Source organism: Dongia deserti (assembly GCF_003574735.1).
Taxonomy (GTDB): Bacteria; Pseudomonadota; Alphaproteobacteria; order Dongiales; family Dongiaceae; genus Dongia_A; species Dongia_A deserti.
This window is the reverse complement of record NZ_QORW01000031.1, coordinates 26,270-41,022: the sequence shown is the minus strand read 5'-3', so window position 1 is coordinate 41,022 and position 14,753 is coordinate 26,270. Positions and strand designations below refer to the sequence as shown.

The following is a 14,753-nucleotide window of genomic DNA, read 5'->3' as shown; positions in this document are numbered from 1 at the left end:
CCGGCCGAGTCCAACCGAGTGAGGCGAATGACTTTCGCCTCGGCAGTTTTTTTGAAAAAGGACCGCCATGGATAAGCATCAAGGAACGATCGTGCGATGGGTCAGTGGCCGGGGCTTCGGATTCGTCGAACAGCCCGATGGCACGCAGACCTTCTGCCACATCAGCGCCTTCGCGCCCGGCACTCAGCCTGACGCCGGCGACACGATCGAATTCACCATCGCGCGCGCGCCTGACGGCCGCTTCCAGGCAAAGGATGCGCGGATCATCGCAAGCGCTGAAGCGGCGTAGGGAGTCGACCAGGTGAGCTATCTGAATGACCGTGTGCTCGATGAAGGCCTCGAGGTCCTCACCAACGAGGTGAACCGAATCGACATCTGTTCGGCCCTGCCGGCGACCTATCTCGCGGCGACCAGCACGTTCAGCCTGGGGAACAGGCTTGCGCCATCGATCTCGGCGCCCGCGGCGCGCTCGCCGTCGGGCCGCGAGGTCACCATCGCAGGCTTCAATGACGGCCTCTGCACTGGCGATGGCGACGCCGCCTATTGGGCGCTGGTCGATACCGTCAACAGCCGGTTGCTTGCGGCGGGGGCCTTTGCGGCGCCGTTTGCAACGTACAACGGCGCGCCCTTCAGGCTCGGCGCGTTCCCTATCGGCATTCCCGGCGCAGTAATCACAGCAGCCGCACCAGCCACCCCGCGCAAAGCAACCATCACCATCGCATCCGGCGAAGTGGCGGCCGACCTCACGGATTTTCCTGTGATGGTCCGCCTATCCGACATGGCATCGATCTTCTGGTCGCGCGTCAAGGAAGATGGCGGGGACATCCGCGTGAAAACGACCGGCGGCGCCCTAGTGCCGATCGATCTGGCGCGGTTCGACTATCACGATCACGATGGCGTCTTGTTTTTCAAGGCCGCATCGGTCCTTGCGGCATCTGATAACGAGTGGGAGATCCACTACGGCAACCACGCGCTCAATCTCCTGCCGGCGACGGACACCAACGGCCGCAACGCCGTCTGGTCGGATTACGAGTCCGTGTTCCTGTTTGGCGAGACATCGGACGATAGGACCGGCGGGGATCCGATCCAGGTCAACAGCGATCCGAATTTCTTCGAGAAGGTCGAGACATCGCCCGATCTGAACGCGCACCAAGGTGCAACGTCCGATGGCACGCACTACTACGTGACCGACACCAACCGAATCAAGAAATATGATCTGTCGTGGACTCTGGTGGCGGAGAACACCAATCCGATCAGCGCCAGCGGCATCTCGACTTCGCCGCAGGTTGACCATTGCGGCGCGCCAGAAGTGCACGATGGCAAGCTCTACATCCCGATCGAATACTACCAGGGCGGAAGCTACGATCACCCCCACATCGCGGTCTTCGATGCTTCCGACCTGTCATTTATCCAGGCCTTCAACATCGATGCTCAGGGGCACGAGGCGAGCGGCATTGCCTATTGCCCGGTCGACGGGCTGCTCTACGTGACCGATTACGTCAACAGCGCGACCCTCTACAAATACGATCCGGTCGACGGTTCTTATGAAGGCTCGGTTGCACTGACGGCCGCGATCGGATCGACCAACTTCAGCGGCTTCAAGTGGCAGGGTATCGCCTGGTGGCGCGGGGCATTCTGGTTGGCATCGGACGAATTCGACGAGACGTTCCGCGTCTTGCGGGACGGCACGGTCTATCAAAGTGGGCTGTTCGGGCAGGCGACCAGCGGCGACTATGAAGGCGTTGGGTCTGCTGGTGACGCGCTCGCCCAACTGGTCGACGGCGGCACGGCGGAGAATGTCTCGCTGTGGAAGCCGATCGACATGGCGCGTGGCGCTGGCGGTGGCGTCGATTTCGCGGCGGATGCGAACCTGGAAGCAACCGGCCGCGCATCGCTGCAGACCTACACGTTGGGCGCCACCATCGCCATGAGCTCCGCCGGCCAGAACCGCACGGCTGTTTCCTACTGGCGCAAGGCGGCCGGCACGACCAACACTCGGCAAGTCATTGCCTATCGCAGCGCGACGCCATCGCTGGCGATCTGGGACGTGAACAATTCCTGGCTCGAGCCCAGCCCCGCGATCAATCCGACGCTCAACCAAGCCTATCGCGTGCACGCCGTCTATGAAGGCACAACCCGACGTCGGATCTATGTCGACGGCGCACTCAAGAACACGCAGACCACCATCAACGCCGTGCCGAGCACGCTGGACACGGTCCTGGTCGGCCGCGAGGACGACAGCAACAACGAGCAATGGCGCGGCAAGGTGGGGTTTGTCTATCTGCGGGCAGGTGCGCTCAGTGCGGACTGGATCGCGGCGGAATATTCGAACGTCAACGACCCGGGCGGTTTCTATTCGATCGGCGGAGAGCAGGTGGCATGACAAAAGCCGTGGCGCTATGCCATTGCCACTTATGCGCGCGCGGCGTATTGTTCGTCCTGGTGCTTGGAACACACCGTCAACGGCCGCGCTCCCGATAGCCAGCGTTTTTTCATGCCCGGATTCTGAGTCGGGGGTGCGGCGGATAGAAGACCCGAAAGGGGAAGAAGCCCGCAGCTTGACGGCTGTTCCAAGCCCCCGGCACCAGGGCCGCACCCTGGTTCCATCGGGAGAGGGCCATAACATGCTTGAGGAAATTTTCGCCAAGGCGGATCCGGCAACGCAGGCCGCGATCGGTCGCTACTTGGCCGAGCTGGGTGCCAAGCTGCTTGCAGCTGCCGATCGCGACGATGAATTGACGCGCGAGCTCGAGCGCCGGCGGGCAGGAAATGAACGCTATCGCAAGCTCGCGGCGCTGGTCACCCGGTTGGTGCTGTTCGGCAAGGAGCCCGACGAAGCCGCCGGCCTGATCGCGCGCCGATTTCACATGGATTGCGTGCGCTTGGCCGCTTGGTGGCGCTCCGTCGAAGGCCGTCGCGCGGTGCGCCGGCTTCGCGACAAGCGCATCCTGCGGCACGCAGCGGCCGGCCGGCATGACGCGGAGATCGCCGCGCTGTTTGGCATGCACAGGAAGAGCGCAAACCGCGTCGTGCGCCGCATGGTGCGTGCCAGGCGCGCCGCCGGCGAGCAGGTGTGCCATGCGTGATCTTCTCGAGTCCGATCGCCGCGCGAAGCTGCAGCTCGTCTGGTCGGCGCCGCCAGCGCCACCGGCGGAAAGCCTGGCCGGCCCGATCGCCGAGCTCGGGTGTTTGCTCCATCCGATCGGAGCGAACAGCGCGCAGCTCCAAGGCGTCCGGCATCATGAGAAGGTGAAGGCGCTCGAGCGGCGCATCCTTCGCGGGGCGATTCACGACATCGAAGACGTACACGCCGTGCTGACGTTTCTGGTTTTCGATGTGATCGGGCCGGAATGCCCGCGCGATGAGGAATCACTGAGTTTAGGTTTCATCCTCGCCGACCGCGCGCGCCGATGGCTGGAGGCGCCCCCGCCGATCGCGCCGCGCAATCCGCCAGGCGCCGCATAACGCCCCTCGCTGCGCCGGATCCGCCCCGCCGCACCTGCCTCCCCGGCCGTGCGGCGGGGCTTTTCATTCGCGTCTGGTCAAGCGGCCGATCGGCGGCCCTGCCGAAATTCGCCGTTTGTTGTCCCCCGCGTTGTCCTGACCCCCTGGAAAGCAATCAAGGGGTTAGAGATGTGCTCTCTAACCCCTTGATAAAACTGGCTCCCCGGGCCGGATTCGAACCAGCGACCAACCGGTTAACAGCCGGTTGCTCTACCGCTGAGCTACCGGGGATCAGGTCCCGGCGCGGTCGGACTCCGCGCAGCCTGAGGGGGCAGCTTATAACCGCGTGATTCCGGCCTGTAAACCTTTTTGCCACGCCCAGCAAGGGCCGGCCCGGCCCTAGGCCAATGGCGGGTGCGGCACCCTAAGGGGTTGACAGATTTGGCACTATTCACAATGGTGCGCCGCTTACCCGGGGTGCTTTGGTGTTCAATCCATGAAGGCAATCATTTTGAGCGCGGGTCAGGGTTCGCGCCTGCTGCCGCTGACCGAAGGACGGCCAAAGTGCCTGCTGCCGATCGGCCCGCGGACATTGATCGAGTGGCAGGTCTGGGCGCTGACCCAAGGCGGCGTGGACGACATTGCCGTCGTCGTCGGCTATCACGCGCGCGACGTGCAGGAGCTGCTGAAGCGCCTGGAAGGGCCGCACCTCAAGATCCGCACCATCTTCAATCCGTTCTACAAGCTCGCCGACAATCTCGCGAGCTGCTGGATGGCGCGCCACGAGATGGACCGCGACTTCGTCATCCTGAACGGCGACACCGTGATCCAGCCCAGGATCTTCCAGAAGCTGCTGGCGAGCCCGGCGGCGCCCATCACCGTCACCATCGACAAGAAGGAATCCTATGATTCCGACGACATGAAAGTGCACCTGAAGGGCGAGAAGCTGCTGGATATCGGCAAGACACTGCCGCCCGAGCGCACCGACGGCGAATCCATCGGCATGCTGCTGTTCCGCGGGGAGGGGCCGAAGCTCTTCACCCACTATCTCGATGACATCATGCATACGCCCGAAGGGCTGAAGTGGTGGTACCTGCGCGCGATCGGCCAGATCGCCGAGCGCGCCAACGTGCTCACCTGCAACATCGAAGGCCTGACCTGGGGCGAGGTGGATTTCCCCGCCGACCTCGAGCGCGTTAGCAAGCTGGTCGAGGAGTGGGCGTAGCACTCGCGCCTATATTGAGGCAGCGGGTGCAGTGCTAGCGCTGCAATATCCGCTCCACCAGTTCCAGATCCGCCGGCTTGTCGACATCGACAGCGGCCTCCGCAATCGGCAGCTCGACATGGCGGATCGTCGCACCGGCCTTCCGCGACAGGTAAGCGAAAGCCTGCCCGGCATCCATCAGGCCGAGCAGGACCTTGATCAATGCCAGCGGCCCGATTTCCCAGATCAGGCGCAGCGGGCGCTTGCGATGAGCCTCCATACGGCGCCAGAACTCGGCAACGCGCGCGGCATTGGGCGAGCGCACCAGGAACAGGTTGCACCCGCTGAAGCGCCGCTTGCCAAGGCGATAGAAGGTGCGGATCGCGCCGGGATAGGCGGCCGAAACGACGTCCGAAGGCGCCAGCGCAACGGCGAGGTCGCATGCGGCGGGCGCAGCCTCCAGGAAACGCTGCAGGATCGCCGGCGTCAGCAGCGGATGATCACCGGTCGTGACCAGCAACGGCTGCGACAGGTCGATGCGGCGCAGGGCGGCAGCGACGCTGGCGGCTGGGCTCTCAGCCGCAGGCACCACGTCCAACGTGCCGGCGCGGTGCAGGGCCTCGAGCTCCGGCACCTGAGCGATCACGCGTGCATCCTCGATGCAGACATGGATCCGCTCGATGCCGGGTGTGGCACGCACCGCCGTCACCACGCGCAGCAGCATGGGGACACCGGCCACCGGCAGCAGAGCCTTGTGCGAGACGCCGGCCGCCTTCGCCATCGGGTCGTCCGGGCCGCGGCTGCCGGCCAGGATCAGCGCGTTCACGTGATCGCCTTTTCGTAGACGCGATACGTCTTGTAGACCTTCGCGCCGATGCCTTCGAGCACACGGCGCATCGGCAGATTGTCTTCCAGGATCCAAGATAGCTCCACCTGCTCGAGGCCTCGCGCGAAGAATGGCTCCTTCAGCCGATGGAACAGCAGCGGCAGCAGCGCCGCGCCGGTGAGGGTGCCGTGATACTTCTTGCGGATACCCATCAATGGAGCGCGCGCCGTCCTCAGTGTCTTGCGCTTCAGGCGCCACAGCAGCTTCGCAAAGCCGAACGGCAGCAGGCTGCCGTCGAGGTCACGGATCGCTTCCAACAGGTTCGGCAGGCATACCAGCATGCCGGCGACTTCGTTGTCGATCTCCGCGATCACCACCAAGTCGGGGTCGATCAGCGGCTTCATGCTGGCTGCGGCCGCCTCGATCTCCGATTGCGCGAACGGCACCATTTCCCAGTTGCCGGACCAGGCATCGTTGAATACCTGCAGCAGCGCGGAGAGGTCCGGCTTGTAGTTCTGCATGTCGAGCGGGCGCAGGCGGATGCGGCCGTCACTCTGGATCTTGTCCAGCATGCGGTTACTGCCGACCGCGTGATAGGTCGCCTTATCGACGGTGTAGGCGAGCAGGTCCCTGGCTTTGGCGAAGCCGCAAGCCTCGATCAACCTGCCTTGATGGGGCAGGTGATAGGGCATCATCAACATCGGCGTGGCATCGAATCCGTCCACCAGCAGGCCGGATTCCTCGTTGGAAGAGAAGCTGAAGGGACCAAGGATGCGCCTGGCGCCGTGCGCCTTCAGCCAGGTTTCAGCGGCGCCTGAGAGCGCGCGCATCACGTTGATGTCGTCGATCGTATCGATCCAGCCGAAATGGCCGACATCGTTTCTATATTTCTCCTGGTGCAGCCGGCAGAACTGCGCGGAGATGCGCCCCACGACCTCGCCGGCGCGGCGGGCGATGAACAGCTCAGCATCGGCGTGCTGGAAATACGGGTTCTTCTTCCGGTTCAGGGTTTCCTTGCGCTCAAGATCGAGCGGGGCGATGTAGCCCTTCTGTCCGAGATAGAGCCGCTTCGGCAGCGCGACGAACTCATCGAGATCGCGACCGCTCGCGACCGGCTGGACGACGACTGGACCGGGAGACATCGGATACGGCGTTAGTGGCCGGCGCGCGGGCTCGGCGCCTCGCCCTGTTCGGAGCGGAACCGCCGCGGATTGGCATCGCCGCGCGTGCCGTTGCTGAGCGCCGCGACCCAGGGATAACGCTGCGCCATCTCGTCGGTGTAGCCGATGTTGAAAACCGTGGTGCTCTTTGGGCGCAGCTTCGGCTCGGCGTAATAGGTGCGGAAGATGCGATCCCACAGGAAATTGGTGATGCCGAAATTGCCCTGTTCATTATGGAAATGATGAGCCAGATGGTACTTCTTGATCTGGCGCATGAAGGCGCTCTTCGGCGTCGTGTTGAGATGCTGCACGCAGTGACAGAACTCGTAGAACAGCGTCGACAGGATGCCCATGGCGAACGCGAGGGCGGCAGCCGACTTGCCCCCGATCAAGTATCCAACCGGAATGGTCACCAGCGCGATGGTCGGGATCGTCGTATAGAGCGCGCCGAACAGCACAACCAGATTGTGCGGATCCTGGTGATGATCGAAGTGGATCCGCTTCCAGACCTTGGCCGTCAGCGGCGAACGATAGAGATATTGCCCATGCAGCACCCAGCGGTGCAGCACATACCAGGAGAGCGGATAGACCAGAGCGGCAAAGATGCCGGCGGCGATCAGCGCCAACCAGCCATCGAACCATAGCGCGGTCAGCCACAGGCTGGCACCCGCGAAGCCGAGATAGACCAGCACAGCGTAGTAGCTGAAGAACGCAACGATCAGATCGCCCATCGACATGCGGGCGAGGTTGTGCGTACGGTTCTTCCAGAAGCCCCAGCGGACCATGCGAACTCTTTAGCTTTCGGCGCGAAATGGCTGCGTTGAATGTGGACCGCAATCTAAGCGAATCAAAGATTTATCGCAAGTTATGCGGCCTATGCCGACCCCGCCGGCGCCGGCCGGTCATAAGCCAGGATCCACGCGGTCCGGGCCCCGTGGTAGAGGCAGGTGGCAGCCTGCCACGCCACGATCAGATAGATCGTCTCGATTCCGAAGCCCGCGATGTAACCAACTGTAAATAAAGGTAAGTTGATGTTGCGACGGGAGATGAAGGTGCGCACGAAGCCATCCATCGGCCCATGGGTATGGAGCCCGCGTCCGAAGCGCGTCGGATAGATTTTCAGGATCAGCCGGTCGACCATATAAAGCAGCAGCATCACCAGCGAGGCCAGGAAGACCGGCGACCAAACGTCGCCCTGTGACAATCCGTAGGCCCAGGCGCAGTACCAGAAAGGCGGGTGCACGAGATCGAGCCCGTGATCCAGCACGTTTCCGATCTTCGAATCCGTGAAGGTCAGGCGCGCCAGCTTGCCGTCGACGGAATCCAGCACGCTCATCCCATAGGCGCAGAGGAAGCCGGCGAGGAAATAGCCGCCGCCGAACAAAGGAACGGCGGCGAAGGTCAGGATGATGGAAATGATGGTCACCCAGTTCGGGTGCACGTGAGCATGTGCCAAGGGGCGCACCATCACCCAGACCAGAGGCGGGTAGACGTACTTGGTAAAGAAGTCGGTCGAGCCCTTGTAGTTCGACCAGAACAGGAAGCGCTCGACCTTCGCCCGATCTTCGACGCTGCCAATGCGGAACAGGTAGAACGGCAGCGTGCGGCGCAGATTGCGGATGAAGCCGGGGAACTCGGCCTGGGTCAGTCGCGGCAGGGAGCCGCTCACCGCGCTGCGCAGATCTGCGGCATTCGCGTCGAGTAAAATGGGATCGCCGATCCAGGCAATCGCGGCATCTCCATCCTCGGCCACCAGGTCGTGCCGCTGCTGGACGAGAAAATCATAAAGCCGCGCATCCACTAAAGTCTGCGCATCCAGCGCCAGGATGCGGGCGCCACCGGCAACCCGCGCAATGCGCTGCGCGATCGTGCCGCCATGACGCACGACGCGGAGCGGGAAGGGCCATTTGCGCTTGGCTTCCGGCGGATCATCGGCCGCGCTCTCGCCCAGGTCGATGATCACCTCGCCAGGCTGCAGCTTGCGATGTTTCAGCGCCTTCAGATGCCGCTCCAGAAGAGTCAATCCAAATACGCGCTCACCGGCGCCGCGCGCGGCATCGATCCAAACAATGAACATCAGGGGTCAGAAACCTTCGAGCCGGATCAACCAGAGTCCACCGATACTGGCGAACAAGAGGGCCGGCAGCCACGCCGCGAAGAAGGGCGGCACGGCCCCGCTCTCACCCAGGGACTGCACGAGCCCTTCGGTGATGAAATAGAGGAAGCCGAGGCCGAACCCGATCGCCATGCCCGAAGCAACGCCCTTGTCACGCCGGCCGAAGCTCAACGCCACCGGTGCCGCCAACAGGATCATCAGGATGGAGCTGACCGGCAAGGCGACGCGCTTCTGCAGCCACGTTTCATAGAAGTAGGTCGGGCGCACGCCGATCTGCGCGGATGTGGCGAAGCTCCACAGACGCGCGGTGGTCATGGCTTGCGGCCGCTCGATCAGCTCCGAGAACTCTTGCGGGCCCAGCTTTGTGTCCCAGGTATCTGTCTCGATCCGCGTGATCTCGGTCGGGCGGCCGGGCAGGACTTTCGTGTCCTCGATCTTCTCAAAGGTCCACTTGCGCGTCGTAACGTCAAAGGTCGCGTGGCGCACGAACCTCTGATCCGTGATGTTGCCGAGATCGTCGCGCCGATAGAGGCGCATGTTGAAGAGCTCAAGCCCCTGATTCTCGACCTGGCCGACCTCGACGATCGTGTCGCCATCCTGCACCCAGACGCGCTGGTCTTCTCCCTCGTCGTTCTTGCTCTTCTTGTCGACGTAGAGGTCGCGTTCCATCAGGTGATTGATGGCGCGGGGGACCAGTTGATCCGTCAGTGCGAAATGCAGGACCGCGACCAGACCGACCGCGGGCAGGAAGGCCAGGAGGATCTGGTAATAGGGTGCACCAGCTGATTTCAGGGCAAGCGTCTCGTTGCTGCGCTCGAACTTCGCCAAGGACAGTAGCGCTGCCATCAGCACGCTGAAGGGGATGAGGAAGACTGCGAGCTCAGGCAGGCGCCAGACGGCATATTCCACCACGGCGCCGAAATCACGCGGGTGACGGTCCAGGACCTCGTCGCTGTTGTTGAGCAGATCGACGATCTGCAGCATCGAGGTGAAGCTCACCCACAGGACACCAAAGTTCCACAGGAACGTTTTAAGCGCGTAGCGTGTGAAGGTCATCATGCCGTACGCTTGCGGCGGAACAGCGAAGCCCACCGCCCTTTGATCCAGCGCGAGCAATCCTCGATGCTGCCGAACAGCACCGCAAACGGATCCTGATTGAGGCGCGAGTTCGCGACATGGAACATATATGTGCTGCCCAGGGCGAACACGAAGAACGGGACCCACAGCGCGAGGAAGCTGGACATGCGGGCATTCTCCGCCATGTCCTTCCCGAACTGCAGCAGCTGGTAATAGATGATCAGGATTGCGATACCGACCACGATCCGGATACTCGTCGGCTGGCGTCGGGATGTCAGGCCCATCGGGATGGCGAGCAACGGCAGAAACAAAACGGTCAACGTTCGAACGACGCGGTAATTGATTTCGGCCAGGACGTCCTCACGGTCCACGCCTGGCCACTTCTCCACATGAGCCCGAACGAGCTGCAACAACGACAACTCCGATTCCTTTCGATTTTCGCGGAATGGCTCGGGCGCGACCACCTCCAGAGGCAGGCTGGACTCTTTGAAAGTGGATGCCTTGCCGCCGGTGCCGTCCGGCTTGGAATCGACACGTACTCCGTCTCGCAGGACCAAGGTCAGGGAGAACGTCCGAGGATCGTTCCTGAGCTCGCCGGTCTGGGCTGAGAGCGCGATATTGTTGCCCTTCTCGTCCGTCTCCTGGATGAAGATCCGCCGCAACGTGCGCCCGCCGTCGGCAATGTCGCCGATCAGGATCGTCTTACCGCCGAAGCCGCTGAAGAAGGCGCCGCGTTCGATCGCTGAGTTCCACGATGTCTCGGTCACCAGATAGACCAGCGCACGATAAGCGTAGCGTGTATAGGGCTGCAGGAACCCCAGGATGATCGCGGACGCAACGGTGAGAACGACCGCCATCACCAGCATCGGCGCGGCAAGCCGGCGCAGCGAAAGACCGCTCGCGCGCATGACGTCGAGCTCGCTATCGTTGGAGAGGCGGAGCGTCGCATAGAGGATGCCGACGAAAAACGCCGCCGGAATTGCGATGGCGAGGTAATGCGGGACAAGATTGCCCAGCATCTTGAGGATCAATGTCAGCGGGCCGCCGCGATTGGCGAACAGGTCGAGCAACCGGATCAGGCGCTCGAGCAGCAATGCCGCCATGCCGATCACGATCGCGCCTGCCAGGGGCCAGCATACGCGCTTCAGCATGTACCGATCGATGAGCGACAGCTTGAACATCCCGCCCGGCGCCTCAATCCTTGCGCCAGGCGGCGCGCAACGCGTCCCGCACGGCGGTGCTGAGGGCAGCGTCCGCGTCCACCGGCTGCGTCAGGTCGACCGGCTTCGGCCAGAAGCGATCGCTATGGCTCCGTCCGGCAAACTCGCGCGCGCTTCCATAGCGCGGCAGAACGTGGAAATGGACGTCAGGATCGACCATCATCAGCATCAGATAGTTCAACTTGTCCGGTTGGAAGCAGCGGGTAAGCGCGGCATCCAGATCGGCCGTCACCTGCGCCAGCTCCTCGAACGCCCGGACCGAGATCTGCGAGAAGGCGCGCGCCGCATTGCTGCACACCAGCACGAGCGACCCCAGGGTCACCTGTTGGGGACGAGCCAGAACCAGCCAGTGCCGGTACTCGCGAATCAAGCTTGCCGGATGGCCGAACTTGACGGCCGTCGCATTCGGGGTTGCCATCTGCCCTCAGCTTCCCTGTCTTTTAAGCTCAGGTCGGCGCCGAAATCCGACGACCGGTTCCCTGATTTGCTAGCACAATCGCGTGCTGCGCCGGAATGTCAATGCCGCAATGCGGGAATGGTTAACTCGTAGCTGCCACTGGGTACGAAGCGATCTTCGCTATTCGTTAATCCGCGAACTTCAACACCTAATCGCCAGGCCCCGTTCGCCTGACCGATTCGATAGATGTTGTATGCCGCGGCATCCTTATGGTGCCAGCGCAGGGCGGACGCGGATGGAACTCCGATAACGGGGATCTTATCGATGTGGCCCAGGCTCGCCATGTGCATGTGGCCGTGCAGGACCAATTCCGCACCGGCTGCGCGCACCACCTCGCTGAACTCCTTCGCGTCCGTCAGGGCCTTGCGGCGATGCCCCTTCCCATAAAGCGGCGGATGATGGATCAGCACGACCCGGAACACGCCCTCAGCGCCGAGTTGCGCCAGGATGTCGCGCAGCACGCTCAGTTGTGAGGAGCCCAGCGTACCGGAGGCGAAGAAGGGCGGCGTCGGCACAGCACTCGACAGCCCGATCAGTGCCAGCGGCCCGATCTTGCGCACGAATGGAAAGGGATCGGCTGGTGGCGCGCCATCGGCACGCTCCCATGCCATGTCGGTCATGTAGTCGCGCCACCGTGCGATACCTTCATCGCCGCGCACGCGCACATACGCGTCATGATTGCCGGGAATCACCGTCACCATGTCGGCAGTGCCGAGATTACGCAGCCAACGGGCGGCACCTTCGAATTCCTGCGGCAAGGAAATATTCACTAGATCGCCGGTCACGGCGATGTGATCGATCGGCTGCTCCGCCATGTCCGCCAGCATGAGGTCGAGCACCTGCGGCAGATGGATCCGATGGCGGTTCAGGCGCCAAGACAGCCAGCCGGTGACCCGCTTGTTGGCCAAAGCCGAGGGCCGGTCAACCGACCAGCCAGCCAAATGCGGGTCCGATAGATGGGCAAGGGCAAACATGGTCGTGGAATCCCTATCTTGGGCGCCTGTTTGGCCGTATTTTCGAGCTTGCGTCAAGCCTTGGCGTCTGCCCGGAAGTACTTGAATTTCCTTATGGACGCCGGCTCCGGCGCCCGATATTCCTCATCCGCTTATCGATCCCACCGGAGTCCCTATTTGTGTCGGCCGAGCGCGCCAGCATCGCCTTTTGCCTGATCGGCGACAGCGACCTCACTCTATTCAGCCTGTCGCCCCGTGAACGCCTGCGCCGTGCCTTTCACCGCGCCGGGGTCGAGGCGGAGCTGCCGGCGGGCGAACTTGAGTCGGGCCAGGGGTCAGCGGTGGCGATCCGCGCCGACTACGCCTTCGACGAGGCACTGATCAAGGCGATGATCAATGCGCCCGGCGTGGCGCTCAAGGCGGAGAACGGCGAGATCGTCGCGGCGCATGGCGAGGGCGCGGAGAATATTCGTGCCGCGTTCGCGCTCGTCGCCGAGTTGGATGAAGCCGCCGCCGCGAACTTCATTATGCAGGACGCCGCGACCCTCGCCAGCGCCTATCAGAAGGCGCTGCGTAAGCGGGCCGAGCCGGTGCTGCTGCCGCTGGACGGGGCAGACGCGGCCGCGGTCGAGCGTGCCTTGTTCGGCAGCTCCTACAAAGGCGTGACCGATGTGGTCACGAAATACGTCTGGCCGGTGCCGGCGTTGGCGGCGACGCGCTGGTGCGCGCGCCATGGCATCACGCCGAATGTCGTGACCTGGGTCAGCTTCGGATTCGTGCTGCTGGCTACCTATCTGTTCTGGCAGGCCTGGTTCATCACTGGGCTCTTGGCGGCATGGGCGATGTGCTTTCTCGATACGGTCGATGGCAAGCTCGCGCGCTGCACGCTGACGTCCACCAAGGTTGGTGACGTCTTCGATCACGGCATCGACCTGCTGCATCCGCCCTTTTGGTATTATGCGTGGTTCCTCGGTCTTGGGCCGTACCTCGCGCCGAGCCTGGAGTGGGCGTTGTGGGTGGTGATCTTCGGTTATATCGCCGGCCGCCTGCAGGAAGGCCTGTTCATCTGGCGCTTCGGCATCGAGATCCATACCTGGCGGCCGGTGGATTCGTGGTTCCGCCTGATCACTGCACGGCGCAATCCAAACCTGCTGATCCTGACCATTGCCGCACTGCTGCAAGCGCCGGACACGGGACTGGTGGCGGTCGCCTGGTGGATGATCGCGAGCTTCATCTTCCACTGCATCCGGATCGGCCAGGCTTTCGCCGCGCAGTTGCGCGGACGCGCGCCGGTCTCCTGGCTGCAGGCGCACGCAGGGTCGTCCCCTACATGATGCGCGTGGGCGTTCTCAGCAATGCGCACAGCCGCCGCAATCAGAGCGCATTGCCGGCGATCGAGCGCATGATGGCGGAGTTCCCCGACGTCACGCACAGGAGCTTTACGTGCATCGATGCGATGCCCGCTGCCTTGGCGGCACTCGAGAGGAAGGGTGTCGAGCATCTGGTGATCAATGGCGGCGACGGCACGGTGCAAGCCGTGCTCGGCGAGCTGTTTGAACGCTCGCCTTTTTCGCACTTGCCGCGCGTTACGCTGGTCGGCGGCGGCATGACCAATGTCATCGCGCACGATGTCGGTGTCCCCAATTCACCGGTCGATGCGTTGCGGCGCATCCTGAGCCGCACGCGCAGCGGCGACCCGGGGGAAACAATGCGGCGCGCGGCCATCGCCGTGAAGTGCAGCGGCAGGGGTCGCACCGAGTATGGCTTCCTCGCTGGGGCGGTGGGGTTCTATCAGGGCACGCGGCTGACCCGCCGGGATATGCACCGCGTCGGCTTCCGGCAAAGTCTGGCCACCAAGGCCGGCATCGTGTGGTCGGTGATGCGTCTGCTGCTGCACGGCGAGGGCGAGCGGTCCGGCCTGCGCGGCGAGCGCGTGGCAATCGGCCTCAATGGCTCGCCGCCGCAAGAGGCGCCTTATCTCTTCATACTCGCGACGACGCTCGAGCGCCTGCTGCCGGGCGTGATGCCGTTCTGGGGCCACGATCACGGCGCGATCAAGCTCACCACCATCGCCTCTCCGGCACCGCGCTTCGGCCGTGCTGCCTTTTCCGTGGTGCGCGGGCGCCCGCGCCCGTGGATGCATCATGCCGGCTATGCCAGCACGCGGGCCGATCGCATCTCGCTGCACCTCACCAGTCCGATCGTGGTGGATGGCGAGGTGTTCGATCCGGGCCCGCACGGCCATGTCGAGCTGAGCGCCGGGCCCGTGATCGAGTTTCACCGGTATTAAGCGGCC

The 14,753-nt window shown here is 63.4% G+C and carries 15 protein-coding genes and 1 tRNA gene; 7 read left to right on the top strand and 9 right to left on the bottom strand.

Translation table 11 applies throughout. From position 1 onward, the window contains the following. Positions 1-67 precede the first annotated feature (67 nt). The 4 genes from DTX69_RS28835 to DTX69_RS28820 all read left to right on the top strand — a co-directional run bounded on the left by DTX69_RS28835 (position 68) and on the right by DTX69_RS28820 (position 3,465). Complete coding sequence (locus tag DTX69_RS28835) at positions 68-289, top strand: cold-shock protein (protein ID WP_119305050.1); 222 nt, start codon at positions 68-70, stop codon at positions 287-289. Between the two features lie 12 nt (positions 290-301). Continuing rightward, positions 302-2,383, top strand: coding sequence for a LamG-like jellyroll fold domain-containing protein (locus DTX69_RS28830; protein WP_119305049.1), 2,082 nt, complete (start codon positions 302-304; stop codon positions 2,381-2,383). Positions 2,384-2,624: 241 nt separating this feature from the next. After that, on the top strand, positions 2,625-3,086 hold the full coding sequence (locus DTX69_RS28825) for a hypothetical protein (protein WP_119305048.1): 462 nt from the start codon (positions 2,625-2,627) through the stop codon (positions 3,084-3,086). Next, on the top strand, positions 3,079-3,465 hold the full coding sequence (locus DTX69_RS28820; RefSeq protein ID WP_119305047.1) for a hypothetical protein: 387 nt from the start codon (positions 3,079-3,081) through the stop codon (positions 3,463-3,465). The genes DTX69_RS28825 and DTX69_RS28820 overlap by 8 nt, the downstream gene beginning before the upstream one ends. 195 nt (positions 3,466-3,660) lie before the next feature. Here DTX69_RS28820 and DTX69_RS28815 read toward each other — a convergent pair. Continuing rightward, a tRNA-Asn gene (locus tag DTX69_RS28815) sits at positions 3,661-3,735 on the bottom strand. A 205-nt stretch (positions 3,736-3,940) separates the two neighbouring features. On the opposite strand from DTX69_RS28815, the gene DTX69_RS28810 reads away from it, so the two are divergent. Beyond that, complete coding sequence (locus tag DTX69_RS28810; RefSeq protein WP_119305046.1) at positions 3,941-4,669, top strand: phosphocholine cytidylyltransferase family protein; 729 nt, start codon at positions 3,941-3,943, stop codon at positions 4,667-4,669. A gap of 34 nt (positions 4,670-4,703) precedes the next feature. Here the strand turns inward: DTX69_RS28810 and DTX69_RS28805 are convergent, their stop codons facing one another. The 8 genes from DTX69_RS28805 to DTX69_RS28770 all read right to left on the bottom strand — a co-directional run bounded on the left by DTX69_RS28805 (position 4,704) and on the right by DTX69_RS28770 (position 12,478). Next, positions 4,704-5,474, bottom strand: coding sequence for a nucleotidyltransferase family protein (locus DTX69_RS28805; protein ID WP_284736137.1), 771 nt, complete (start codon positions 5,472-5,474; stop codon positions 4,704-4,706). Continuing rightward, positions 5,471-6,616: a hypothetical protein gene (locus tag DTX69_RS28800; RefSeq protein WP_119305045.1), complete on the bottom strand. Its 1,146-nt coding sequence runs from the start codon at positions 6,614-6,616 to the stop codon at positions 5,471-5,473. The genes DTX69_RS28805 and DTX69_RS28800 overlap by 4 nt, the downstream gene beginning before the upstream one ends. An 11-nt stretch (positions 6,617-6,627) precedes the next feature. Next, the gene (locus tag DTX69_RS28795) at positions 6,628-7,419 is read right to left on the bottom strand and encodes a sterol desaturase family protein (protein ID WP_284736136.1); all 792 of its coding nucleotides are present in this window, start codon (positions 7,417-7,419) and stop codon (positions 6,628-6,630) included. A gap of 89 nt (positions 7,420-7,508) precedes the next feature. Continuing rightward, positions 7,509-8,711, bottom strand: coding sequence for a CDP-alcohol phosphatidyltransferase family protein (locus DTX69_RS28790; protein WP_119305044.1), 1,203 nt, complete (start codon positions 8,709-8,711; stop codon positions 7,509-7,511). A gap of 6 nt (positions 8,712-8,717) precedes the next feature. Continuing rightward, positions 8,718-9,809, bottom strand: coding sequence for an LptF/LptG family permease (locus tag DTX69_RS28785; RefSeq protein WP_162917663.1), 1,092 nt, complete (start codon positions 9,807-9,809; stop codon positions 8,718-8,720). After that, a complete protein-coding gene (lptF, locus tag DTX69_RS28780; protein ID WP_119305042.1) occupies positions 9,806-11,008 on the bottom strand; it encodes an LPS export ABC transporter permease LptF in 1,203 nt (400 codons plus the stop codon). Before lptF ends, DTX69_RS28785 begins: the two co-directional genes overlap by 4 nt. 13 nt (positions 11,009-11,021) lie before the next feature. Next, positions 11,022-11,465 (bottom strand): HIT family protein, encoded by a 444-nt coding sequence (locus tag DTX69_RS28775; RefSeq protein ID WP_119305041.1) that lies wholly within the window; start codon positions 11,463-11,465, stop codon positions 11,022-11,024. 98 nt (positions 11,466-11,563) lie between these two features. Continuing rightward, the gene (locus DTX69_RS28770; RefSeq protein ID WP_119305040.1) at positions 11,564-12,478 is read right to left on the bottom strand and encodes a metallophosphoesterase family protein; all 915 of its coding nucleotides are present in this window, start codon (positions 12,476-12,478) and stop codon (positions 11,564-11,566) included. Between the two features lie 158 nt (positions 12,479-12,636). On the opposite strand from DTX69_RS28770, the gene DTX69_RS28765 reads away from it, so the two are divergent. Both DTX69_RS28765 and DTX69_RS28760 read left to right on the top strand, forming a co-directional pair. After that, on the top strand, positions 12,637-13,791 hold the full coding sequence (locus tag DTX69_RS28765; protein ID WP_284736135.1) for a CDP-alcohol phosphatidyltransferase family protein: 1,155 nt from the start codon (positions 12,637-12,639) through the stop codon (positions 13,789-13,791). Next, the gene (locus DTX69_RS28760; RefSeq protein WP_119305039.1) at positions 13,788-14,747 is read left to right on the top strand and encodes a diacylglycerol/lipid kinase family protein; all 960 of its coding nucleotides are present in this window, start codon (positions 13,788-13,790) and stop codon (positions 14,745-14,747) included. Before DTX69_RS28765 ends, DTX69_RS28760 begins: the two co-directional genes overlap by 4 nt. The last annotated feature ends 6 nt before the right edge of the window (positions 14,748-14,753 follow it).

Excerpts from the sequence above, each read along its gene's own strand:
- DTX69_RS28835 (WP_119305050.1), top strand. The coding sequence starts at position 68 with ATGGATAAGCATCAAGGAACGATCGTGCGATGGGTCAGTGGCCGGGGC.
- DTX69_RS28760 (WP_119305039.1), top strand. The coding sequence starts at position 13,788 with ATGATGCGCGTGGGCGTTCTCAGCAATGCGCACAGCCGCCGCAATCAG.
- DTX69_RS28795 (WP_284736136.1), bottom strand. The coding sequence starts at position 7,419 with ATGGTCCGCTGGGGCTTCTGGAAGAACCGTACGCACAACCTCGCCCGC.
- DTX69_RS28800 (WP_119305045.1), bottom strand. The coding sequence starts at position 6,616 with ATGTCTCCCGGTCCAGTCGTCGTCCAGCCGGTCGCGAGCGGTCGCGAT.
- DTX69_RS28810 (WP_119305046.1), top strand. The coding sequence starts at position 3,941 with ATGAAGGCAATCATTTTGAGCGCGGGTCAGGGTTCGCGCCTGCTGCCG.
- DTX69_RS28820 (WP_119305047.1), top strand. The coding sequence starts at position 3,079 with ATGCGTGATCTTCTCGAGTCCGATCGCCGCGCGAAGCTGCAGCTCGTC.
- lptF (WP_119305042.1), bottom strand. The coding sequence starts at position 11,008 with ATGTTCAAGCTGTCGCTCATCGATCGGTACATGCTGAAGCGCGTATGC.
- DTX69_RS28770 (WP_119305040.1), bottom strand. The coding sequence starts at position 12,478 with ATGTTTGCCCTTGCCCATCTATCGGACCCGCATTTGGCTGGCTGGTCG.
- DTX69_RS28775 (WP_119305041.1), bottom strand. The coding sequence starts at position 11,465 with ATGGCAACCCCGAATGCGACGGCCGTCAAGTTCGGCCATCCGGCAAGC.
- DTX69_RS28785 (WP_162917663.1), bottom strand. The coding sequence starts at position 9,809 with ATGATGACCTTCACACGCTACGCGCTTAAAACGTTCCTGTGGAACTTT.
- DTX69_RS28790 (WP_119305044.1), bottom strand. The coding sequence starts at position 8,711 with ATGTTCATTGTTTGGATCGATGCCGCGCGCGGCGCCGGTGAGCGCGTA.
- DTX69_RS28825 (WP_119305048.1), top strand. The coding sequence starts at position 2,625 with ATGCTTGAGGAAATTTTCGCCAAGGCGGATCCGGCAACGCAGGCCGCG.